The 21,499-nt window shown below is 72.5% G+C and carries 18 protein-coding genes and 2 pseudogenes; 15 read left to right on the plus strand and 5 right to left on the minus strand.

Going from position 1 to position 21,499, the window contains the following annotated elements:
- Window positions 1-22: 22 nt before the first annotated feature.
- From OHB41_RS37495 to OHB41_RS37510, 4 genes are read left to right on the plus strand one after another with little or no spacing between them, the layout of a single operon-like run.
- Window positions 23-1,219 carry an LLM class flavin-dependent oxidoreductase gene (locus OHB41_RS37495; protein WP_266706440.1) on the plus strand — a complete coding sequence of 399 codons (1,197 nt, stop codon included), beginning with the start codon at window positions 23-25 and terminating at the stop codon, window positions 1,217-1,219.
- Between the two features lie 17 nt (window positions 1,220-1,236).
- Window positions 1,237-2,625 carry an NtaA/DmoA family FMN-dependent monooxygenase gene (locus OHB41_RS37500; protein ID WP_266703627.1) on the plus strand — a complete coding sequence of 463 codons (1,389 nt, stop codon included), beginning with the start codon at window positions 1,237-1,239 and terminating at the stop codon, window positions 2,623-2,625.
- Entirely contained in the window at window positions 2,622-3,707 is a 1,086-nt protein-coding gene (locus OHB41_RS37505) for an LLM class flavin-dependent oxidoreductase (protein ID WP_266703629.1), read from the plus strand. Before OHB41_RS37500 ends, OHB41_RS37505 begins: the two co-directional genes overlap by 4 nt.
- Window positions 3,708-3,719: 12 nt before the next feature.
- On the plus strand, window positions 3,720-4,871 hold the full coding sequence (locus OHB41_RS37510) for an LLM class flavin-dependent oxidoreductase (protein WP_266703631.1): 1,152 nt from the start codon (window positions 3,720-3,722) through the stop codon (window positions 4,869-4,871).
- Window positions 4,872-4,949: 78 nt separating this feature from the next.
- Here the strand turns inward: OHB41_RS37510 and OHB41_RS37515 are convergent, their stop codons facing one another.
- Window positions 4,950-6,074, minus strand: a complete 1,125-nt coding sequence (locus OHB41_RS37515; RefSeq protein ID WP_451290236.1) for an RNA polymerase sigma factor — start codon at window positions 6,072-6,074, stop codon at window positions 4,950-4,952.
- Between the two features lie 370 nt (window positions 6,075-6,444).
- On the minus strand, window positions 6,445-7,209 hold the full coding sequence (locus OHB41_RS37520; RefSeq protein ID WP_266703633.1) for a CDP-alcohol phosphatidyltransferase family protein: 765 nt from the start codon (window positions 7,207-7,209) through the stop codon (window positions 6,445-6,447).
- Between the two features lie 106 nt (window positions 7,210-7,315).
- Between OHB41_RS37520 and OHB41_RS37525 the strand changes: the two genes are divergently transcribed.
- From OHB41_RS37525 to OHB41_RS37545, 5 genes and pseudogenes are all read left to right on the plus strand, one after another.
- Window positions 7,316-8,296 (plus strand): zinc-dependent alcohol dehydrogenase, encoded by a 981-nt coding sequence (locus OHB41_RS37525; protein WP_266703635.1) that lies wholly within the window; start codon window positions 7,316-7,318, stop codon window positions 8,294-8,296.
- 137 nt (window positions 8,297-8,433) lie between these two features.
- On the plus strand, window positions 8,434-8,832 hold the full coding sequence (locus OHB41_RS37530) for a 6-pyruvoyl trahydropterin synthase family protein (RefSeq protein WP_266703637.1): 399 nt from the start codon (window positions 8,434-8,436) through the stop codon (window positions 8,830-8,832).
- Window positions 8,829-10,031 (plus strand): glycosyltransferase family 4 protein, encoded by a 1,203-nt coding sequence (locus tag OHB41_RS37535; protein ID WP_266703639.1) that lies wholly within the window; start codon window positions 8,829-8,831, stop codon window positions 10,029-10,031. Before OHB41_RS37530 ends, OHB41_RS37535 begins: the two co-directional genes overlap by 4 nt.
- Window positions 10,028-11,017 carry a class I SAM-dependent methyltransferase gene (locus tag OHB41_RS37540; protein WP_266703641.1) on the plus strand — a complete coding sequence of 330 codons (990 nt, stop codon included), beginning with the start codon at window positions 10,028-10,030 and terminating at the stop codon, window positions 11,015-11,017. The genes OHB41_RS37535 and OHB41_RS37540 overlap by 4 nt, the downstream gene beginning before the upstream one ends.
- 278 nt (window positions 11,018-11,295) lie before the next feature.
- A pseudogene (locus tag OHB41_RS37545) lies at window positions 11,296-12,294 on the plus strand (lysylphosphatidylglycerol synthase domain-containing protein); the annotation flags it as partial.
- Window positions 12,295-12,437: 143 nt separating this feature from the next.
- Here the strand turns inward: OHB41_RS37545 and OHB41_RS37550 are convergent.
- On the minus strand, window positions 12,438-13,241 hold the full coding sequence (locus OHB41_RS37550) for a creatininase family protein (RefSeq protein ID WP_323138429.1): 804 nt from the start codon (window positions 13,239-13,241) through the stop codon (window positions 12,438-12,440).
- A gap of 49 nt (window positions 13,242-13,290) precedes the next feature.
- On the opposite strand from OHB41_RS37550, the gene ribA reads away from it, so the two are divergent.
- From ribA to OHB41_RS37575, 5 genes are read left to right on the plus strand one after another with little or no spacing between them, the layout of a single operon-like run.
- Window positions 13,291-14,019, plus strand: a complete 729-nt coding sequence (gene ribA / locus OHB41_RS37555) for a GTP cyclohydrolase II (RefSeq protein ID WP_266703643.1) — start codon at window positions 13,291-13,293, stop codon at window positions 14,017-14,019.
- Window positions 14,016-15,002, plus strand: coding sequence for an ornithine cyclodeaminase family protein (locus tag OHB41_RS37560; protein WP_266703645.1), 987 nt, complete (start codon window positions 14,016-14,018; stop codon window positions 15,000-15,002). The genes ribA and OHB41_RS37560 overlap by 4 nt, the downstream gene beginning before the upstream one ends.
- Window positions 14,999-16,144 (plus strand): NAD(P)/FAD-dependent oxidoreductase, encoded by a 1,146-nt coding sequence (locus OHB41_RS37565; RefSeq protein WP_266703647.1) that lies wholly within the window; start codon window positions 14,999-15,001, stop codon window positions 16,142-16,144. Before OHB41_RS37560 ends, OHB41_RS37565 begins: the two co-directional genes overlap by 4 nt.
- Entirely contained in the window at window positions 16,141-17,175 is a 1,035-nt protein-coding gene (locus OHB41_RS37570; RefSeq protein WP_266703649.1) for a saccharopine dehydrogenase, read from the plus strand. Before OHB41_RS37565 ends, OHB41_RS37570 begins: the two co-directional genes overlap by 4 nt.
- A gap of 10 nt (window positions 17,176-17,185) precedes the next feature.
- Entirely contained in the window at window positions 17,186-18,340 is a 1,155-nt protein-coding gene (locus tag OHB41_RS37575) for a saccharopine dehydrogenase family protein (protein ID WP_266703651.1), read from the plus strand.
- 6 nt (window positions 18,341-18,346) lie between these two features.
- Here the strand turns inward: OHB41_RS37575 and OHB41_RS37580 are convergent, their stop codons facing one another.
- On the minus strand, window positions 18,347-19,573 hold the full coding sequence (locus tag OHB41_RS37580) for a serine hydrolase domain-containing protein (protein ID WP_266703653.1): 1,227 nt from the start codon (window positions 19,571-19,573) through the stop codon (window positions 18,347-18,349).
- 511 nt (window positions 19,574-20,084) lie between these two features.
- On the opposite strand from OHB41_RS37580, the gene OHB41_RS37590 reads away from it, so the two are divergent.
- Window positions 20,085-20,525, plus strand: a complete 441-nt coding sequence (locus OHB41_RS37590) for a PPOX class F420-dependent oxidoreductase (RefSeq protein ID WP_266703655.1) — start codon at window positions 20,085-20,087, stop codon at window positions 20,523-20,525.
- A gap of 562 nt (window positions 20,526-21,087) precedes the next feature.
- Here the strand turns inward: OHB41_RS37590 and OHB41_RS52710 are convergent.
- A pseudogene (locus tag OHB41_RS52710) lies at window positions 21,088-21,185 on the minus strand (IS5/IS1182 family transposase); the annotation flags it as partial.
- Between the last annotated feature and the right edge of the window lie 314 nt (window positions 21,186-21,499).

Below are 21,499 nucleotides of genomic sequence, written 5' to 3' on the forward strand. Positions count from 1 at the left end.
CTCCTCCACTCCCTCCGACGCCCTGCACCTCGCCGTCGCGCTCGACGGGGCCGGGTGGCACCCGGCCGCCTGGCGCGAACCGGTGGCCCGCCCCCGTGAGCTGCTCACCGCCGCGTACTGGACGGACCTGATCACCGAGGCCGAGCGCGGCCTGCTCGACCTCGTGACCATCGAGGACGCGCTCGGACTCCAGTCCTCGCAGGTCACCGGTCCCGACGGCCGGACCGACCAGGTACGCGGGCGGCTGGACGCCGTCCTGATCGCCGCCCGCGTCGCCCCGCTCACCAGCCACATAGGACTCGTGCCGACCGTGGTGGCCACCCACACGGAGCCGTTCCATATCTCCAAGGCGATCGCCACCCTCGACTATGTGAGCACCGGACGCGCGGGTGTACGGGTGCAGGTATCGCCGCGCCAGAACGAGGCCGCACACTTCGGCCGTCGTACGTTCCCCCCGTTCCGCCTCGAGGACCTGGACACCCCCGCTCTGCGGGAGCTGACCGTCGACCTCTTCGGCGAGGCCGCCGACCACGTCGAAGCGGTACGCAGGCTCTGGGACAGCTGGGAGGACGACGCGGAGATCCGGGACGTCGCCACCGGCCGCTTCGTCGACCGCGACAAGCTGCACTACGTCGACTTCGAGGGCAGGCACTTCAGCGTCAAGGGGCCCTCGATCACCCCCCGCCCGCCGCAGGGCCAGCCTCCCGTCAGCGCCCTCGCCCACGAGTCGGTGACCGGCGCGCCCTTCCGTCTGCTCGGCCGCTCCACCGACATCGGATACGTCACTCCCCACGACACCGGGCAGGCGCGCACGATCGTCGCCGCGGTCCGCGCCGAACAGGACGCGGCCGGGCGCTCCGGCGAACCCCTGCACCTCTTCGGCGACCTGGTGGTGTTCCTGGACGACGTTCCCGCCGCCGCGGCGGCCCGCCGCGAACGCCTCGACACCCTCGCCGGCCACCCGTACACCAGTGACGCCCGGATCTTCACCGGCACCCCGGCACAACTCGCGGACATGCTCCAGGAGTTGCACTCGGCCGGACTGTCCGGCTTCCGGCTGCGCCCCGCCGTCGCCGGCCACGACCTGCCGGCGATCACCCGGGGCCTGGTCCCGGAACTCCAGCGTCGCGGCGCCTTCCGGCAGTCGTACGAGGCCGACACCCTGCGCGGGCTGCTCGGACTCTCCCGCCCCGCCAACCGCTACGCCGCCACCGCCTGAGCCGGAGGGACCCACTCATGAGCACGACACAGGACAAGCCCCTCAAGCAGATCCACCTCGCGGCGCACTTCCCCGGCGTCAACAACACCACCGTCTGGAGCGACCCGGAGGCCGGCAGTCACATCGAGTTCAGCTCGTTCGCGCACTTCGCGCGGACCGCCGAACGCGCCAAGTTCGACTTCCTCTTCCTCGCCGAGGGCCTGCGCCTGCGTGAACAGGGCGGCCGGATCTACGACTTGGACGTCGTCGGACGCCCCGACACCTTCACCGTCCTGACCGCGCTCGCCGCCGTCACCGAACACCTGGGCCTGACCGGCACCATCAACTCCACCTTCAACGAGCCCTACGAGGTCGCCCGCCAGTTCGCCAGCCTCGACCACCTCTCCGGCGGACGCGCCGCCTGGAACGTCGTCACCTCCTGGGACGCCTTCACCGGCGAGAACTTCCGCCGCGGAGGGTTCCTCCCGCAGGACGAGCGCTACTCCCGGGCCAAGGAGTTCCTGGCCACCGCGAACGAACTCTTCGACTCCTGGCACGGGGACGAGATCGTCGCCGACCAGGACACCGGAACCTTCCTGCGCGACGCGAAGGCCGGAGCCTTCGTGCACCAGGGCCCGCACTTCGACATCCAGGGGCAGTTCAACGTCCCGCGCAGCCCGCAGGGCCGCCCCGTCGTCTTCCAGGCCGGAGACTCCGAGGAGGGCCGCGAGTTCGCCGCCGCGGACGCCGACGCGATCTTCAGCCGGTACGCCACCCTCAAGGAGGGCCAGGCCTTCTACACGGACGTCAAGCGCCGGCTGGCCCGCTACGGCCGCACGCGCGACCAGCTGCTGATCCTGCCCGCCGCGACCTTCGTCCTCGGGGACACGGACGCCGAGGCGGAGGAACTCTCCCGCGAGGTGCGCCGACAGCAGGTCAGCGGCGCCACGGCGATCAAGCACCTGGAGTTCGTCTGGAACCGTGACCTGTCCGCCTACGACCCGGACGGACCGCTCCCCGACATCGACCCCGACCTCGGCGAGCACACCATCGCCCGCGGCCGCGCCCAGGTGCGGATGTACCGGGACCCGCTGGCCACCGCCAGGGAGTGGAGGGAGCGAGCCGCCGCCAACAAGTGGTCGATCCGGGACCTGGTCATCGAGACCGGCAACCGGCAGGCGTTCGTCGGGTCCCCGGCCACCGTCGCCGAGACGATCAACGACTTCGTCCAGGCCGACGCGTCCGACGGCTTCATCCTCGCCCCGCACATCACCCCCGGCGGCCTCGACACCTTCGCCGACACCGTGGTCCCGCTGCTCCAGGAGCGCGGCGTGTTCCGTACGGAGTACGAGGGCACCACCCTCCGCGACCACCTGGGCCTCGCCCACCCCGACGCCGAGGCGGCGGCCGCCCGGGTGGCGTCATGAAGTTCCTGGCCATCACCCTGATCGTGCACGCCCCCCACCCGGTGACCGGAGAGCGGAAGCCGACCAACGACCGCTTCCGAGAGGTGATCGACAACGCGCTGCTCGCCGAGGAGCTCGGCTTCGACGGGTTCGGCGTGGGGGAGCGGCACGAACGGCCCTTCATCTCCTCCTCGCCGCCCGTCGTCCTCAGCCACCTCGCCGCGCTCACCTCCCGCATCCGGCTCTTCACGGCGGTGACCACGCTCAGCCTGCTGGACCCGGTGCGCGCGTACGAGGACTACGCGACCCTCGACCAACTCTCCGGCGGCCGACTGGAGCTGATCATCGGCAAGGGCAACGGCGCCGCGCAGCGCGAGCTGTTCCACGTCACACCCGAGGACCAGTGGGACCGCAACGCAGAGAGCTACGAGGTGTTCCGGCGGATCTGGCGGCAGGACAAGGTGACCGCCGCGACCCGCTTCCGTCCGGAGCTCAAGGACGCGGAAGTGTGGCCGAGACCCTTCCAGCAGCCGGTCCGGATCTGGCACGGCAGCGCGACCAGCAAGGAGTCGGTCGATCTGGCCGCCCGCCACGGTGACCCGCTCTTCTCCGCCAACGTCACCAACCCCATGGAGCCGTACGCCGAGTTGATCCGCTACTACCGCGAGCGCTGGGAGCACTACGGTCACGATCCGGCCGACATCGCGGTGGGCGCGGGGACCGCGGGCGTCTACGCGGCCCGGACCTCGCAGGAGGCGCTCGCCGTCTATCGGCCGGTGTTCGAGGGGAACCTGGCGTTCCAGAGGAAGCTGGGCCTGGAGCCGGTCTTCCCGACGCTGGAGGACTTCGTCGCACGCAGTTCGGCGCTCGTGGGCAGCCCGCAGCAGATCATCGAGAAGGTGCACCGCTACCACGAGCGGTTCGGGCACACGGTCCTGCATCTGCACGCGGACGCGGGCGGTCTCTCCGACCGCAGGCACCGCGAGTCCCTGGAGCTCTTCCAGGCCGAGGTCGCCCCGGTGCTCCGGCGCGACATCCCCGATCCGCCGTTCACCTGGGGGCCCGTACCCGCGACGCCCGAGCCCGTCCCCGCCGACCGCTGAGGAGGCACGTCCATGTCCGGCGCCCCCCTCGGCGTCCTCGACCTCGTCCCGGTCTCCTCCGGCTCCACGGCCGCCGACGCCCTGCGCAACTCCATCGATCTGGCCCGGCGGACCGAGCGCCTGGGCTACGCCCGTTACTGGTTCGCCGAGCACCACCTCAACCCGGGGGTGGCGGGCACCTCTCCCGCGGTGCTCCTCGCCCTGACCGCCTCCGCCACCTCCAGGATCCGGCTGGGCTCGGGGGCCGTACAGCTGGGGCACCGCACCGCGCTCTCCACGGTCGAGGAGTTCGGCCTGCTCGACGCCCTGCACCCCGGCCGGCTCGACCTGGGCCTCGGCCGCTCCGGCGGCCGCCCGCCGGGCCAGGCCGCCGTCCCCCCGCCGGGCCAGGCCGCCGTCCCCCCGCCGACCGCGACCCCGGTCGTCGACGGGCGCGCGCCCAACGGCCTGCGCATACCGCCCCGGTTCTCCTTCGCGCACCTCCTCGGCTCACCCCGTGTCGCCCTCCAGCGCACGCTGCTCCAGCAGCCGCACGCCCGGTCGCCGGACTACGGCGAGCAGATCGCCGACATCCTCGCGCTGCTCGCGGGCACGTACCGGTCGGTGGACGGCGTGGAGGCACACGCCGTACCCGGCGAGGGTGCCGACGTCGAGGTGTGGATCCTGGGCAGCAGCGGCGGCGAGAGCGCCGGCGTCGCGGGCCGCAACGGCCTGCGGTTCGCGGCGAACTACCACGTCAGCCCGGCGACGGTGCTGGAGGCGGCGGAGGGCTACCGCGCCGCGTTCCAGCCGTCCGACGTACTCGACAAGCCGTATGTGGGCGTGTCCGCCGATGTCGTCGTCGCCGAGGACGACGAGACCGCGCGTGAACTCGCCACCGGTTACGACCTCTGGGTACGCGGCATCCGCACGGCCGAGGGCGCCATCCCGTACCCGACGCCCGCGCAGGCTCGCGCCCATGTCTGGAGCGACGCGGACCGGGAGCTGGTCGCGGACCGCGTCGAGACCCGGTTCGTGGGCTCCCCCGGACACGTCGCCGACCGGCTGGAACAGCTCCAGGAAGCCACCGGCGCCGACGAGTTGCTGATCACGACCATCACCCACGGCCACGCGGACCGGGTGCGCTCGTACGCGCTGCTCGCCGAGGAGTGGCGGCGGCGATGAGCGGGACGAGCAGGATGGGCAGGGAGGCGGGGTGACGAGGGCACAACGAGTGCCTCCGCCAAGGGATCTGGCGGAGGGTCAGCTGACGTCGAGGTAGTCCCGGAGCGCCTCGGAACGTGAGGGGTGGCGCAGTTTGGACATCGTCTTGGACTCGATCTGGCGGATGCGCTCGCGTGTCACCCCGTACACCTGCCCTATCTCCTCCAGCGTCCGGGCCTGTCCGTCCACGAGGCCGTAGCGCAGCGTGATGATTCCGGCCTCGCGCGCGGTCATGTTCGCCAGGACGGCCTGGATGGCGTCCTTGAGGAGCAGGAAGGTGACCATGTCCGCCGGGGAGATGGTCTCGCTGTCCTCCAGCACGTCACCCAGTTCGGTGCCGCCCTCCTCGCCCAGGGGGGTGTGGAGGGAGACCGGCTCCTTGGTGTAGGTCTCGATCTCGGAGATCTTCTCCACCGGTACGTCCAGCCTCCTCGCCAGTTCCTCCTGGGTCGGGTCGGCTCCCGTGTCCTGGATGATCTCCCGGCGGACCTTGGCCATTCTGTTGATGACCTCCACCATGTGGACGGGAATGCGGATGGTCCGGCTCTGGTCCGCCAGGGCCCGTGAGATCGCCTGCCGGATCCACCAGGTCGCATAGGTGGAGAACTTGAACCCTCTGGCGTAGTCGAATTTCTCCACCGCGCGGATGAGACCCGTGTTGCCCTCCTGCACCAGGTCCAGGAACAGCATCCCGCGCCTGCTGTAGCGCTTGGCGATGGAGACGACGAGACGCAGGTTCGCCTCGACGAGATGGGACTTCGCCCGGTGTCCGTCCGCGGCCAGGATCTCCAGCTCCCGCCGGAACTCCGGGTCGATACCCGGCTCCTCCTGGAGCCTGCGCTCGGCGAACAGGCCCGCCTCGATCCGCTTCGCCAGATCCACTTCCTGCGCGGCGCCCAGCAGGGGGACCCGGGCGATCTGCTTGAGGTAGTCGCGTACCTGATCGACCGAGGCACCGGGGGAGGTGAGCCGGGGCCCGGGGGCGTCGTCGTCCTCCTCCGTCCGCGCAACGGGCCGGGGCGACTCCTGGTCCCACGCCTGGGAGTCCGTCTCCATGGCCCTCAACTCCTGTCCGGAAGCGGTCGGAGGAACTGCCCGGCGCGGGACTGCGGCTGGGCCGCGTGGTGCGGACCGTGCCGGCTCGTCGAGGACGGGGAGCGTCATGGCGGGCCGACCGGGATTCCCGTACCCCGGTCCGACGTGATGGAGCGTCCTGAGGTGGTGGAGGACGATCGCGCGCTCCGCGAAGAGTCCGGGCATACCCCGAAGGTCGTGGACAGGACGTCGGCGAGGGACTTGCCCTTGAAGTGTACGTCCAGGGCCTCGCGGTTGTACTGCGCTCCGGGCCGCGGCCGGGGAGAGGGCGGGTCCGGCTGCGGACGGTTCGCAGCCGTGGGCCCACAAGTGGGGGACGGTCTCCGGTGCGTTCGCCCTCGCCGGCGTGATCGTCCGCCCGGCGCCGGGTCACGTACGACGGCTCACCGCCGCACCGGTTGCGCGGGGACGGTCGCCCGGCCGTCCCGGTCCTTCCGTGTCAGCCCACCTCGGCGAGCTCGCGGACACTCCGCGGCCGTTCCTGCGCGGGGTGGTGGCGGTGGCGGCACAGCCACACGATGTCGCGGCCGAACGACCAGACCAGCAGCGCGAGCGCCAGCAGCACCGCCGCCGCGTCACCCTCCCGGGGCAGGATCCCCGCGCCGGCGACGAGCAGCACGATCCCCTGAAGGGCCGCCACGGTCTTGCGGGCCATGCTGTGCGGCAGCGCCGCGTTCAGCCAGGGCAGGATCCGGGCGGCCGCCACGAACACGTACCTCATGGTGCCGATCAGCAGCACCCAGGGGCCGAGCGACATCGAGACGTACACGCTGAGCACGAGGATCAGGAAGGCGTCGACCTCCATGTCGAAACGGGCGCCGAGGGCGGTCGAGGTGCCGGTGCGCCGGGCGACCTTGCCGTCGACCCCGTCGAGGATCAGGGCGACCGCCGTGAGGCCGACGAGCAGGGACACCGGGGGCGAGCTCTGGAAGGAGTCCGCGACCAGCGCGGTGACGCCGCCGACCAGGATCGCGCGGCCGAGCGTCACCCGATTGGCCGGTCCGAAGGAGCGGGGCCGTGAGCGGCGCAGGGCGCGGGTCAGGACCGCCCAGGTGGCGATCGCGAAGGCCAGGCCGGTCAGCCAGCCCGCCGGTCCCATCCCGATCGCCGTGCCCAGCAGAGCCAGCACCAGGAGCTGCACACCCGCTCCCACCGTGGTCTCCTGAGCCAGGAGCCTCGCGTCGTACGTGTTGTTCAGGGCCACCGCACATCCTCCGGCCATATGACAGAGTCGATCAACGCCGCGTACTGTGCGCGGCTTGTCACCGCTCCGTACGTGAAGATCTGCTCGATCGTTCAGGGGGACGCTCATGGAACTCACAGCTCGCGCCTTCTGGCTGGGCTCGCCCGGCCACGGCGAGATACGCGAGGTGGCCCTGTCGGCCCCCGCGGAGGGTGAGGTGCTGGTGCGCACGCTCTACTCCGGAGTCAGCCGGGGCACCGAGTCCCTCGTCTTCCGTGGCGGTGTGCCGGAAAGTCAGCATGCCTCGATGCGTGCACCGTTCCAGGACGGGGATTTCCCCGGACCGGTGAAATACGGCTATCTGAGTGTCGGCCAAGTGGAGGAAGGCCCGGCGGGCCTGCTGGGCAGGACCGTGTTCTGCCTGTATCCGCACCAGACCCGGTACGTCGTCCCGGTGAGCGCCGTGACGGTCGTACCTGATTCGGTGCCCGCTGCCCGTGCCGTCCTCGCCGGGACGGTGGAGACCGCGGTGAACGCCCTGTGGGACGCCGCTCCGCTGGTCGGCGACCGGATCGCGGTGGTGGGCGGCGGCATGGTCGGCTGCTCCGTCGCCGCGCTCCTGGCCCGTTTCCCGGGCGTACGGGTCCAGCTCGTCGACGCCGACCCCGGCCGCGCGGGCATCGCCCGAGCCCTGGGTGTCGACTTCGCGCTGCCCGCGGAAGCCGCCGACGAGTGCGACCTCGTCGTGCACGCCAGCGCCACCGAGGCCGGACTCAGCCGGGCGCTGGAACTCCTCGCCCGCGAGGGGACCGTCCTCGAGATGAGCTGGTACGGCGACCGGCGGGTCAGCCTGCCGCTGGGGGAGGCCTTCCACTCGCGGCGGCTGGTCGTACGCAGCAGCCAGGTGGGTTCCGTTTCGCCGGCGGCCCGGCCCGGCCGGACGTACGCCGACCGCCTCGCGCTCGCCCTCGAACTGCTCGCCGAGCCCGCCTTCGACGCTCTCGTCACCGGAGAGTGCGACTTCGCGGAACTACCCGGCGTGATGGCGAAACTCGCCTCCGGATCGATACCCGGGTTGTGCCATCGCGTCGTCTACGACGGAGTTTGAGGACCGGGCAACCGGCCTGACCTCCGAGGACTGCGAAGAAAGGGGAACGGGCAGCTGAACAAGGAGAACGGGGCAGCCGTACTACACGGCATGGTCCCGGCAGGGGATCAGACGTGCCGCACCTGGAGGGTCGTCCGTTGTTCAGCATCACCGTCCGCGATCACCTGATGATCGCCCACAGCTTCCGTGGCGAGGTCTTCGGCCCCGCGCAGCGCCTGCACGGGGCGACGTTCCTGGTGGACGCCACGTTTCGCCGCGCCGAACTGGACGACGACAACATCGTCGTCGACATCGGTCTGGCCACCCAGGAACTCGGCGCCGTCGTGAGCGCGTTGAACTACCGCAACCTCGACAACGAGCCGGACTTCAAGAACACGAACACCTCGACGGAGTTCCTGGCCAAGGTCATCGCCGACCGCCTCGCCGAGCGTGTGCACGCCGGGGCGCTGGGCGAAGGCGCCTACGGCCTCTCCGGCATCACGGTCACCCTGCACGAATCGCACATCGCCTGGGCGAGTTACGAGCGTGCCCTGTGACCGACACGGCCATCGGCCCGACGGCCGCGGACAGCGACCAGTCGCCCCTGAACTACGTGCCCGTCCAGCACACCGCTCTCAAGAATGCGGCGATCATCCCCATGTCCCTGCGCTCTGTGCACTTCGTGATGCCGGGCGGCGTCGACGACGCGTCCGCGCCCAGCGGCGGCAACGCCTACGACCGGCGGCTGTGTCTGGACCTTCCCGGCTTCGGCTGGCAGGTCCACCGGCACGCCGTCCCGGGCGACTGGCCGCGGCCCGCGACCACCGCCCGTACGGAACTCGCCCGCACCCTGGCCGAGCTGGCGGACGACGCGATCGTCCTCCTCGACGGCATCGTCGCCTGCGGCGTCCCCGAGATCATCGTCCCCGAGGCCGAACGGCTGCGCCTCGTCGTCCTGGTGCACCTGCCGCTCGGCGACGAGACCGGCCTGGCACCGGCGGTGGCCGCGGAGCTGGACGCGAAGGAACGCACGACTCTGCGGGCCGTGTCCGCCGTCGTCGCCACCAGCGACTGGGCGGTCCGCCGGCTCGTCGCCCACCACGGACTCGCCCCCGACCGCGTGCATGTCGCCGCTCCCGGCGCCGACATCGCCCCGCTCGCCTCCGGCACCGACGGCGTCTCCCGGCTGCTGTGCGTCGCGGCGGTCACCCCGCGCAAGGGCCAGCACCGGCTGATCGAGGCCCTCGCCACCGTCACCGACCTGCCCTGGAGCTGCGTCTGCGTCGGCGGACTCACCCAGGACCCGGCGTACGTCGCCCAACTGCGCGGCCTGATCGAGAAGTACGGCCTCGGCGACCGGCTGCACCTCGCCGGACCGCAGGCGGGCGCGGAACTCGACGCCAGCTACGCCGCCGCCGACCTCATGGTCCTCACCTCGTACGCCGAGACGTACGGCATGGCCGTCACCGAGGCGCTCGCCCGGGGCATTCCCGTGCTGGCGACCGATGTCGGCGGCCTGCCCGAAGCGGTCGGGCGCGCGCCCGACGGCGGGGTGCCCGGCATCCTCGTCCCCCCGGAGAACCCGGCCGCCCTGGCCGTGGAGCTGCGCGGCTGGTTCGGCGAGGCCGATGTGCGCCGCCGGCTGAAGGCGGCCGCCCGCGGCCGGCGCGCCGCGCTGGACGGCTGGGCCGCCACGGCCCGCAGCCTGGCCGGCGTGCTGGCACGCCTTCCGCAGGAACCCCGGAGGGCGGCATGAGGACGACGGCTACCGGGTCGGACGCTCCCGGGCAGGGGACGCCGGGTGCGACCGGAACCGGTGACGCGGGCCAGGACGTGAAGCAGGTCGTTCCCGGGGCCGGCCCCACCACGAGCGGTTCGGGTGCTCCGGGGCGGCGCGCGGAGACGCCCGACGACGACATGCCCCGTTACGCCCCCCAGTGGCTCCAGTTGCGGGAGGGCGCCGACGCCGCGGCACGGGCGGCCGACCTCCTCGACCCGCTGCGCATCCGGCTGGCCAACCAGCCCCGGCGCGGCGGCGACCTGGTGATTCACGACCTCGGCTGCGGCACCGGGTCCATGGGCCGCTGGCTCGCCCCGCGTCTGGACGGCGCCCAGCACTGGGTCCTGCACGACCGGGACCCGTATCTGCTGCACTTCGCGACGGTGGGCTCGCCCACCGCGGCCGCCGACGGCAGCCGGGTCATGGTCACCACCCAGCGCGGCGACATCAGCCGGCTGACCGCCGACGCCCTGACCGGGGCCTCGCTGGTGACGGCGTCCGCCCTGCTGGACGTGCTCACCCGTGAGGAGATCGACCGGCTCGCGGCGGCCTGCGCGGAGGCCGGGGTCCCGGCGCTGCTGACCCTCTCCGTCGCGGGCCGCGTCGAGTTCGCGCCCGGCGACCCGCTGGACGCCGAGTTCGGCGAGGCGTTCAACGCCCACCAGCGGCGCGGGGACCTGCTCGGCCCGGACGCGATCACGGCGGCCTGCGAGGCCTTCGACCGGCACGGAGCGACCGTTCGGGTGCATCCGAGTCCCTGGCGGCTCGGGCCCGACGAGGCCGCGCTCACCGAGGAGTGGCTGCGCGGCTGGGTCGGTGCGGCCGTCGAGCAGCGGCCCGAGCTGGCGGAGCGTGCGGAATCGTACCTGCGGTCCCGTCTGGCGGCCTGCGCCGCGGGCGAGTCGCGAGTGGTCGTGCACCACAGCGACGTCCTGGCGCTGCCGGCAGGCGGTGCGAAGTGAGTGCGGGCGTGGAAGCGGTCGGCGTGGACGCCGCCACGGTCCCCGCCCTCGGCAGGCGCGTCGCCCTGCGGATCCGTGGCGCGGCCTCCCCCGCCCGGCGGCGCCCCGGCACGGAGGTGCTCGGGACCCAGGGGCAGGGGACGGCGGACGCGGACCGCACCGAGATCGAGGCGGAGGGGACACGCTCCACCGCCGTCGCCGTCCCGGCCCCCACGGCCGACGCCGCGCGACCGCGCACCGCCGACGCCCCGGCGCACCCGCACGCCGCCGAGACGATCGTGCGCCCGCGCACCGCCGACGTCACGGCACGTCCGCCCGCCGCCCGGGCCACCGCGCTCCCGTCCACGGCGGGCGCGGCGGGCGACCGGTCACCGGCCGGCCCCGGTGCCGCCCGCGCGCCCGAGCAGGGCGACCCGGCACCGGCGACCGACGAGGGGCGTCCCGCGGGCGGCCTGCGCGCGCTGCTCGACTCCCGCCGGCTGCGCACCCACTTCGGCACCGTCGCCGGCGCCGCCATCCTCGGCGTACTGCTCTGGCGGCTCGGCACCGGCGTCTTCCTGGACGGACTGCGGAAGATCGACGCCACGACCCTGCTGGCCGGGGTCGGACTGGGGCTGCTCACCACGGTGTTCAGCGCCTGGCGCTGGTGTCTGGTGGCCCGCGGGCTGCGGATCCGGCTGCCGCTGGCAGGCGCTGTCGCCGACTACTACCGCGCGCTGTTCCTGAACGCGGCGCTGCCCGGTGGTGTCCTCGGCGACGTGCACCGCGCCGTACGGCACGGCCAGAGCGCGGGGGACATCGGGCGCGGTGTGCGCGCGGTGGTCCTCGAACGGACCGCCGGGCAGGCGGTCCTGGTCGCCGTGGGCGCCGTGGTCCTGCTCACCCAGCCGTCACCGGTCCTCACGGACGCCCGTCGACTGGCTCTCGTCCTGGCGATCGTCTCGGTGTGCTCGGCAGTCGCGGTGGCCGCGGCCCGCAGGGCCGGGCCGGCCGCGCCTTCCCGCCGGTACGGAGCCGTACGCGCCGCGCTCACCGAGGCGCGCGGCGCGCTGCTGGCCCGCGGCAACTGGCCGGGTGTGCTCATCTCGTCGGTCGTGGTGCTGGCCGGACACCTGGCGATGTTCCTGATCGCCGCCCGCGTCGCCGGATCCACCGCGTCCGTGGCCGAGTTGCTGCCGCTGGCACTGCTGGCCCTGCTCGCCATGGGCCTGCCGCTCAACGTCGGCGGCTGGGGCCCCAGGGAAGGCGTCATGGCCTGGGCCTTCGGTGCCGCCGGACTGGGCGCCGGCATGGGTCTGAGCGTCGCCGTGATCTACGGGGTGCTCAGCTTCGCCGCCGCCCTGCCCGGCGTCGCGGTCCTGTTCGTCCGCTGGTTCGCGGCGCTGCGACGCCCGCGGGAGGAGAACGCAGGAGGGCAGGATCAATGCCGGGATTCAGCGACCGCCGAAGCATCCGTCCCCGTCGAGGGCGGTGTCTTCTCCGTCAGCAACGAGAAGTACGCCCCGAAGGCCTCGGTCAGCCCCGCCAGGAGTTCCTCGCCCTTCTCGGCGGAGGCCCTCGAAGGGCGGCCGATGACGCCGGACTCGGTATAGCCGGACATTCCGAGGGTGAGCAGATGACGCCGGTCGTCCGCGACGAAGTCCGAGGTCTCGTAACCGGGGCGGATCAATTCCGGGTGCGTGTGCAGAAGAATGGAGGTCTCGATTTCTCCCGCGTGCATATCGGTGAGCAACGAGGTCTCCACACCGGCTCGTTCGAGCGCGGCCTCCCAGTCCTCGAGGGCCGGGAAAAGCGCCATGCGCGTACCGCTGCCCGCGGATTCCTGGACGACATTGCCCAGCACGTAATTCCCGCCGTGTCCGTTGACCAGCACCAGGGTGTCCACACCCGAGCGGCGGAGCGATTCGGCTATGTCCCGCACCACCGCGTACAGCGTGACGGCGGAAATGCTGACGGTCCCCGGCCACGCGGCGTGCTCGTGCGAGCAGGAGATCGTCAACGGAGGAAGGAGATGGACCGGATGGGCGGCGGCGATCTCACGCGCGACGGCGCAGGCGACCAGCGTGTCCGTCGCCAACGGAAGGAACGCCCCGTGCTGTTCGAAGCTCCCCACGGGAAGCACGGCGACCTCACGGGCAATACCGGCCCCCCGCTCGCGCACATCCTCCGTGGTGTCCGCCGGCAACAGACCGGACACCGTCGAGCGCGTTCCCGAACCACTCATGTTTCACGGCCTTTCGACGCTTCTTTCGACTCTGCTTAGGAACCAGATCATGACAGATAACTTTGCAGTACTTGCCGGGACCGCGCGCCGCTCTGGTGTCGAACGAGTCGTGATCGCCCCTCTGCCCACCGTGTACGGCAATTTCCAGGCGGTCGGCTACCTGGACCACGACCGCGGAGAGGAGCAAGTGGCCCTGGTCCACGGGGAAGTCGGTGATCTCGCCGGCGGTGGAGAGGACGCGACGAAGGAAGGCGTCCTCACCCGGCTCCATTCGGAGTGCCTCACCGGGGACGCGTTCGGCTCCACGCACTGCGAGTGCGGCGACCAACTCGGCGCGGCGCTGCGCGCCATCGTCGCGGAGGGCCGCGGCATCCTCGTCTACCTCCGCGGTCACGAGGGCCGCGGCATCGGCCTGCTCGCCAAGCTGCAGGCGATGAAGCTCCAGTCGGAGGGCCTCGACACCGTGGAGGCGAACGTCGCCCTCGGTCTCCCGGTCGACGCCCGCGACTACCGGGTGGCCGCGGACATCCTGCACGACCTCGGCGTACGGTCGGTGCGTCTGCTCTCGAACAACCCGCGCAAGCGTGAGTCGCTGCAGCGCAACGGCATCAAGGTCGCCGAGCAGGTCCCGCTGCTGATACCGCCGTGCGAGGAGAACCTCAGCTACCTGCTCACCAAGCGGGAGCGCCTCGACCACTTCCTCCCTCACCTGGACGGCGGCGACTGGACGAAGGCGATCTTTTGCGGAACGGCGAAGGCGGCTATCACTGAGGAATGACAGAAGACGACGCCGGACCGCTGTATCTGTCCCGTGAGCAGGTCGTGGAGCTGCTGGACACCGACACGGCGATCGCCTCGCAGCGCGCGGCGTTCACCGCGCTCGGTGACGGCACCGCCGAGCTGCCCGGCAAGATCATGCACCCCAGTCGCTTCGACGACAGCGTCGTCTTCGCGTACCTGGCGCGGCTGTCCGCGGACACCGGGGCCGTCGCCAAGTTCGGCAGCGTCAACCCGGGCAACGCGGCGGCGGGGCTGCCGACCGTCCATGCCGTGATCAACGCGCTCGATCCGGTGACCGGCCGGCTCGCCGCGGTCATGGACGGCACGGCGGTCACCACCCTGCGCACCGCCGCCGCCAGCGCTGTCGCCCTCGACGCGCTGGCCACCGCGGACAGCGCGGAGCTCGGCCTGCTGGGCTCCGGCACCCAGGCGCTCGCCCACGCGCGGGCCGTCGCCCGGGTGCGGGAACTGCGGTCCGTACGGGTGTGGAGCCCGCATCCCGGCCGGCGGGCGCACGCGGCCCAGCGGCTCGCCGCGGAACTCGGCGTCGCCGTCGAGGCGGCCGGCTCCGCGGAGGAGGCGGTCGCCGGAGCGTCGATGGTCGCGGCCTGCACGCTCAGCAGCACACCCGTCGTGCGGGGCGAGTGGCTGGCGCCGGGGTGCACGGTCGTCAGCGTGGGGTCCTTCGAGCCCACCCGCAGCGAGGTCGACGCCGAGGTGGTCCGGCGGGCCGCGGCGGTGGTCGTCGACGATCCGCTGACGGCGGCGGAGCACGCGGGACCGGTGGTCGAGGCGCTGGCCCGGGGAATCCTCGCGCCGGACGACCTGATCCCGCTCGGCGGCGTCCTGACCGGCGTCCGTACGGCCCGCACCGGCCCGGACGACATCGTCCTCTACAACAGCGTCGGGCTCGGCGTGCAGGACGCCGCCGCGGCCTGGGCCGTGATCGACGCGGCCCGTGCCCGGCGGGCACGGCGGTGAACGGGACCGCTCAGGTCGTCGTTGTCGGCGGCGGCGTGATCGGCACGAGCATCGCCTACCACCTGGCCCGCGCGGGTGTACGGGACGTCGTCCTGGTCGAGCGCGACGAACTGGCGTCCGGCTCCACCGCGCGGGCCGCCGGCGGCGTCCGGGCGCAGTTCTCCGACGAGCTCAACATCCGGTTGGGCGCCCGCAGCCTGGAGGCGTTCGCCCGTTTCGGGGAGGAACCCGGCCAGGACATCGGCCTGCGCCGGGTCGGCTACCTGTTCCTGCTCTCCACCCCCGAGGAGGTCGCGGCCTTCGAGGACGGGGTGCGGCTGCAGAACGCGCTCGGAGTGCCCAGCCGCCTGATCGACCCCGCCGAGGCACGCCGGCTGTCCCCGCTCATCGGCACCGACGGCCTGCTGGCCGCCGCCTTCTCCCCGGACGACGGGCACTGCACCCCCGAGTCCGTGGTCCAGGGCTACGCGGCCGGAGCCCGCCGGCACGGCGCGACCCTGCTGCGGCACTGCGAGGTCACCGGCATCGAGACCCGCGGGGACACCATCACCGCGGTGGTCACCACCGGCGGCCGGATCGCCACCGGCGCGGTCGTCTGCGCCGCCGGCGCCTGGTCGCGGGCCGTCGGCGCGATGGCCGGAGTGGACCTTCCGGTGCAGCCGCTGCGCCGCCAGATCGCCGTCACCGAACCCGTCCCCGACCTGCCGCCCGACCTCCCCATGACGATCGACTTCACCACCAGCCTCTACTTCCACGCCGAGGGCCCGGGGCTCCTCGTCGGCATGTCCGACCCCGACGAGACCCCCGGGTTCGCCACCGGGACGCACGAGCGCTGGATACCGCGGCTGGCCGAGGCCATGCGGCGACGCGCGCCCGCCCTGCTCGACCTGCGCCGCACGGGTGGCTGGGCGGGCCTCTACGAGGTCACACCGGACCACAACGCGCTGATCGGCGAGGCGCGTTCGTGCGCCCGCTTCCTGTACGCGACCGGGTTCTCGGGCCACGGCTTCCTGCAGGGACCGGCGGTCGGCGAGGTGGTCCGGGATCTGTACCTGGGCCGCGTACCCTTCCTCGACATCAGCCCCCTGAGCGTCGAGCGCTTCGCCGCCGACGCCCCGCGCCCGGAGGTCAACCTCGTATGACCGAGCTCCACTTGTGGCTGCGCCACGAGACCCGTACGACCGAACGGCGCACGCCCGTCGTGCCCTCGGACGCCCGACGGCTCGTCGACGCCGGCGTGACGCTCACGGTCGAGGACTCGCCGCAGCGGGTCTTCCCGGCCGAGGCGTACGAGCAGGCGGGGTGCGGTGTCGCCGAGGCGGGCTCCTGGGTCTCGGCACCGCCGGACGCGGTGGTCGTCGGCCTCAAGGAACTCCCCGCCGATTCAGCCGAACTGACGCACCGGCACCTCTTCTTCGGGCACGCCTACAAGCGGCAGCCGGGGGCCGAGCCGCTGCTGCGCAGGTTCCTCGCCGGCGGTGGTGCCCTGCTCGACCTGGAATACCTGGTGGACGACGAAGGACGCAGGCTCGCCGCCTTCGGCTACTGGGCCGGATATCTGGGTGCGGCGCTGGCGGTGCTGCAGCACCGGGACGCCCTGAAGGCCCCGTTGCGGCCCACGTCGAAGGAGGAGCTGGACGCGGAACTCGCCGGGATCGCGGGGGAGCTGCCGGCACTGGTGATCGGTGCCCTCGGCCGCAGCGGCCGGGGCGCCCGCGCCGCGCTGGGCGTGGCCGGGGTGGAGCCGACCTGCTGGGATCTCGCCGAGACCCGTGATCTGGACCGGGCGGCCCTGCTGGACCACGAGTTGATGGTGAACACCGTGCTCACGACCCGGCCGATCCCGCCCTTCCTCACGGACAAGGACCTCGACGGACCCGGCCGCCGGCTGCGCACGCTGTGCGACGTGACCTGCGACGTCGGATCGCCGTCCAACGTGCTGCCGGTCTACGACGCCACCACTAACTGGACGCGCCCCGTGCGCCGCCTGCGGGAGCGGCCCGCCCTGGACCTGATCGCCATCGACAACCTGCCGTCCCTGCTGCCGCTGGAGGCGAGCGTCGACTTCTCGGCGGCGCTGCTGCCGCAGCTCCTGGAGTTCGGCGTCGGCGGCCCGTGGGGACGCTGCCTGGACCGGTTCCACCAAGCCTGCCGTGAACACGGCCTGGAGTAAGGGGAGTTGCGTGAAGTCAAAGGCAACGGCAGCGAGCGGCACCGTGCACTGGATAGGCGCGGGTCTGTCCACCGGCAGCGGTCTGGCCGCCGTCTGCGACGCCGCCGACCGTGTGCACCTGTGGCACCGCACCGAGGAGCGCGCGGCGCGGAGCCTGGAGGCGCTGGGCCTGACCGGTCGCGCGGAGCCCCGCGCCCACACGCTGCCCGCGCTCACCGCCGCGCTCGCGCCCGGAGACGTCGTGGTCTCCATGCTGCCCGCGCCCGAACACGCTCCACTGCTCGCCGCCTGCGTCGGGAGCGGCGCCCATTTCGCCTGCTCGAGTTATGTGTCGGACGCCGTACTCGCGCAGGCGCCCGCGGCCACGGCGGCCGGCGTGGTGGTGCTGACCGAGTGCGGGCTCGACCCCGGTATCGACCACCTCTTCGCGCACAGCCTGATCGCCCGGGCCCGCCGGGCGATCGGGGACGGCGTGGCCGCCTCGTACAGCCTCACGTCGTACTGCGGTGGCGTCCCGGCGGTGCCCGACGACTTCCGGTACCGCTTCAGCTGGGCACCGGCCGGTGTGCTCGGCGCCCTGCGCTCACCGGCCCGCTACATCGAGGACGGTAACCGCACCACGGTCCCGCGCCCCTGGGAGGCGACCCGCCCCCATCACGTCGACGGCGAGACCTTCGAGGTCTACCCCAACCGCGACAGCGTGCCCTTCCTCCAGCAGTACGGTCTCCCCGACGCCTGGACACCGGAGACCTTCGTCCGGGGCACCCTCCGCCTCGACGGCTGGCAGCGCGCCTGGGACGCCGTCTTCGCCGAGCTGAAGGCGGGCGACGACGAGCGGATCGCGGCCCTCGCCCAGGAACTCGCGGCGGCCCACCCGACGACGGACACGGACCGCGACCGCGTCGTGCTCGTGGTGTCCCTGGAGGTACGGAGCGAACCGGGCACGAGCTGGTCGGGCCGTTACCTCCTCGATCTCGAAGGGACCGCCGAGGAGAGCGCCATGGCGCGCTGTGTCTCCCGCACCCTGGCCCTCGGCGTCCGCCACATCCTCGACGGCTCGCTCCCGCCCGGTCTGTGCCGCGCCGCCGGGACGGCGACGCGGTCCGAGCAGTGGCTGGCCGAACTCGCCCGGGACGGGATGGAGTTCGGTCTGCGGACCGGGTGAGCCGGGTCAGTCCCGCACGGCCTCGTGCACCAGCCGCTTCAGCTCGGGGAAGTGCGCGTGGGACCCCGCCGGGCGGACCTGGGTGAAGAACTGCACGGTCAGGTCCCGGTGCGGGTCGACCCAGAAGGTCGTACCGGCCACACCGCTCCAGCCGAACGCACCCTCGCCGGAGGGGGACCGGGTGATCTCCGGGTCCACCACGACGGAGACGCCGAGGCCGAAGCCCAGGCCCGCGTTGCCGGGCTCGCGGTGCAGCGGGCTGCCGAAGGTGCGGCGGTCGGCGCCTCCCGGCAACTGGTTGGACGCCATCGTGTCCACGGTCTCCGGCTTCAGCAGCCGCACGCCGTCGAGTTCGCCGCGCCGGCGGAGCATCTCCATGAAGCGGTGGTAGTCGTGGGCGGTGGCCACCATGCCGCCGCTCCCGGACAGGAAGCGCGGCCGGCCGTGCAGCGGGAGCCCGGCGATCGGGGCGATCCGCCCCTCGGAGTCCTCCCCGTAGAGCTCGGCGAGCCGTCCGGACTGCTCGTCGGTGACACAGAACCCGGCGTCCGTCATCCCGAGCGGACGGAAGATCCGCTCGGCGAGGAAGACGTCGAGGTCCTGACCGGACACCACCTCGACGAGACGCCCCAGGACGTTGGTGGAGACCGAGTAGTTCCACGCGGTGCCCGGCTCGAACTGGAGCGGCAGACCGGCGTACACCTCGCAGGTTCCGGCGAGATCCGTGCCCGGCGCCACCGACGACTCCAGACCGGCGACGCGGTAGAGCGCGTCGACCGGATGGGAGTGGTAGAAACCGAACGTCAGGCCGGAGGTGTGGGTCAACAGATGCCGGATCGTGAGGGGTTGATCTGCCGGACGGGTCCGCGTGCCGGCCCCCGACCCGTCGACGTACACCCGAGGTTCGGCGAAGGCGGGCAGGAAACGGGCGACCGGGTCGTCCAGCCGGAAGTGTCCCTCCTCGAGGAGCATCAGCGCGGCCACCGAGGTGACCGGCTTCGTCATCGAGTAGATCCGCCACAGCGTGTCGGTCTCGACCGGAAGCCCGGCCGCGCGGTCGCGCCATCCGTGCGTCGCGAGGTGCGCGACCGTGCCGTGCCGGGACACGGCCACCAGACAACCGGGCAGCCGGTGGTCGTCGACCAGGTGGGCGAAGTGCTGGTCCAACCGGGCCAGGGCCTTCGGATCGAGGCCGACCTCATGCGGCTCGACCTCTTGTCGCAGGTGTCCCATCGTTCTCCTCCGCACTGCGGCTCATGGACTGCCTCGTGTTCATCGTCCCGTACGGAGTTCCCGCGGATGCTTCGGGGCAGTCCGGCCCGCGGGTCGGCGGCCCGTCGCGTCCCGGCAGCCACCGGGCGAGCGGCAGTCCGGCCGGCGCCACGGCCGCCAGAACCGTCAGAGCGGGACCCGTGCGGACATCGCCCGCCAGGGGCATCAGCACGGTCGCCGCGGCAACACCCGGCGTGGGCCCGACGTTCATGGCCGTCTGCTGGAGACCGCCCGCCACCCCCGCCGACTCCGCGCGGACGTGCCGCACACGACGACCGTCGTCGCGGTGACCATCACCGCCGCGAAGCCGGCGCCCAGCAGGAGGAACCCGGGATGCGGCACACGGACGTCCTCGACGAACGAGTCCGGCGGTACGAAGCGGGTCCGGGCACGGTCTACCAGGCGGACGTGGACACTGTCTACCGCCTGTCGGTCAGGGAATGACGATCCCCACCGGAGGGTTGATCCGGATATGACTCAGGACGCGACGCAGGACGCACTGCTCAAGCTGCTCTCCGAGTACAAGGGCGGGGTGCTCACCACCCTCAAGAGGGACGGGCGGCCCCAGCTGTCGAACGTTGTTCACGCCTACAGTCCCGACGAGAACATCGTCCGGGTGTCTCTCACGGACGACCGCGCCAAGACGCGGAACCTGCGCCGGGACCCGCGGGCCTCGTACCACGTGACCAGCGACGACCGCTGGGCGTACACGGTCGCCGAAGGCACCGCCGAGCTCACTCCGGTGGCAGGGGACCCGCACGACGAGACGGTCGAGGAGCTCGTCCGTCTCTACCGCGACCTGATGGGCGAGCACCCCGACTGGGACGACTACCGGGCCGCCATGGTCCGTGACCGGCGGCTCGTGCTGCGGCTGCACGTGGAGCGCACCTACGGCGTCCCCCGCGAACGCTGACGCCGGCCGTCGGGTCCGTGCCCGGCTCCCGGAGCGTCGTCGGCCGGCCGTCCCCGTGACGAGGGCCGGCGGGAGCTCCGCGCATCCCGGCCGCCCCTGAATCCGGCCGGGGTGCGCGGAGCGGCTCCGTGCGGCCGCGCCTTCGCGTCGCGCGCCGTTCCGGCCGGTGTTCCCGCCGTGCCGTCGCGTTCGGCCCCGGCCCGATGTTCTTGCCGTCCGACGTCGGCTGTCAACCGTATCCAGGCGTGACGTTCACCCGGGAACGCCCAAGTCCCCGGCGGCGAGAGGCTGATGGAGACCCGGACGACCGGCGCGGACTGGACGGTCGCGCGGCGCTCCGGTGCGCCTCGCCGCGCAGCGCGCGGCCCCGGGGTGCGGACACGGCCCACGCGGCAGGTCACCGCCCCGCGGCGCCTCGGAGCGTCCGGCAGTGGGCGTCACTTCCACCTGCGGGTGGTGGCGCGGCCGCCTTGAAGGTGACGCCGAAGGCGTTCACGGACTTCGTCGAGGCAGCGGCCCGCGGCTCGCTCTGACGCACAGGGCGGCACAAATCAGGGAGGCGCAGGGCGGCGATCACGTGCTCGAACACGATCCGGTCGGGGACGCGCGGGTCGTGGCAGCCCGTGGGTGGGTGTCCACGTGCCCGGGCAGCGAGCGCAGAGAACTCCATGATCACCGGAGCTCGCGCCTGCTCTGCGTCCGAGGCCTCCGACCGCCGGTGCACGCCCACTGCCGGTCGCCCTTATACGGCGGATATTACCGACGGGTTGACATTGAAACACCAAAGACCACCGCTATCATCACACCACCTGCGGAACACCTCCTGCGGAGCTACCGTCGGCCGACAACAGTGGCCGTCGTGCAACCGAAGCAGCGCATCCATGAACGACGACAGGGGCAGAGGGCTCTCCCATCAGGAGCCCTCGGTTCGTCCGACACGGTGGTGACGGCGGTCGAGCGGTCCTTTCCCCACG

The organism is Streptomyces sp. NBC_01571 (assembly GCF_026339875.1).
Classification (GTDB): Bacteria; Actinomycetota; Actinomycetes; order Streptomycetales; family Streptomycetaceae; genus Streptomyces.

What these genes read in the sequence shown, in the direction of transcription:
- OHB41_RS37500 (WP_266703627.1), top strand. Translation starts at nt 1,237, where the DNA reads ATGAGCACGACACAGGACAAGCCCCTCAAGCAGATCCACCTCGCGGCG.
- OHB41_RS37505 (WP_266703629.1), top strand. Translation starts at nt 2,622, where the DNA reads ATGAAGTTCCTGGCCATCACCCTGATCGTGCACGCCCCCCACCCGGTG.
- OHB41_RS37510 (WP_266703631.1), top strand. Translation starts at nt 3,720, where the DNA reads ATGTCCGGCGCCCCCCTCGGCGTCCTCGACCTCGTCCCGGTCTCCTCC.
- OHB41_RS37515 (WP_451290236.1), bottom strand. Translation starts at nt 6,074, where the DNA reads ATGACGCTCCCCGTCCTCGACGAGCCGGCACGGTCCGCACCACGCGGC.
- OHB41_RS37525 (WP_266703635.1), top strand. Translation starts at nt 7,316, where the DNA reads ATGGAACTCACAGCTCGCGCCTTCTGGCTGGGCTCGCCCGGCCACGGC.
- OHB41_RS37540 (WP_266703641.1), top strand. Translation starts at nt 10,028, where the DNA reads ATGAGGACGACGGCTACCGGGTCGGACGCTCCCGGGCAGGGGACGCCG.
- OHB41_RS37550 (WP_323138429.1), bottom strand. Translation starts at nt 13,241, where the DNA reads ATGAGTGGTTCGGGAACGCGCTCGACGGTGTCCGGTCTGTTGCCGGCG.
- ribA (WP_266703643.1), top strand. Translation starts at nt 13,291, where the DNA reads ATGACAGATAACTTTGCAGTACTTGCCGGGACCGCGCGCCGCTCTGGT.
- OHB41_RS37560 (WP_266703645.1), top strand. Translation starts at nt 14,016, where the DNA reads ATGACAGAAGACGACGCCGGACCGCTGTATCTGTCCCGTGAGCAGGTC.
- OHB41_RS37570 (WP_266703649.1), top strand. Translation starts at nt 16,141, where the DNA reads ATGACCGAGCTCCACTTGTGGCTGCGCCACGAGACCCGTACGACCGAA.
- OHB41_RS37580 (WP_266703653.1), bottom strand. Translation starts at nt 19,573, where the DNA reads ATGGGACACCTGCGACAAGAGGTCGAGCCGCATGAGGTCGGCCTCGAT.
- OHB41_RS37590 (WP_266703655.1), top strand. Translation starts at nt 20,085, where the DNA reads ATGACTCAGGACGCGACGCAGGACGCACTGCTCAAGCTGCTCTCCGAG.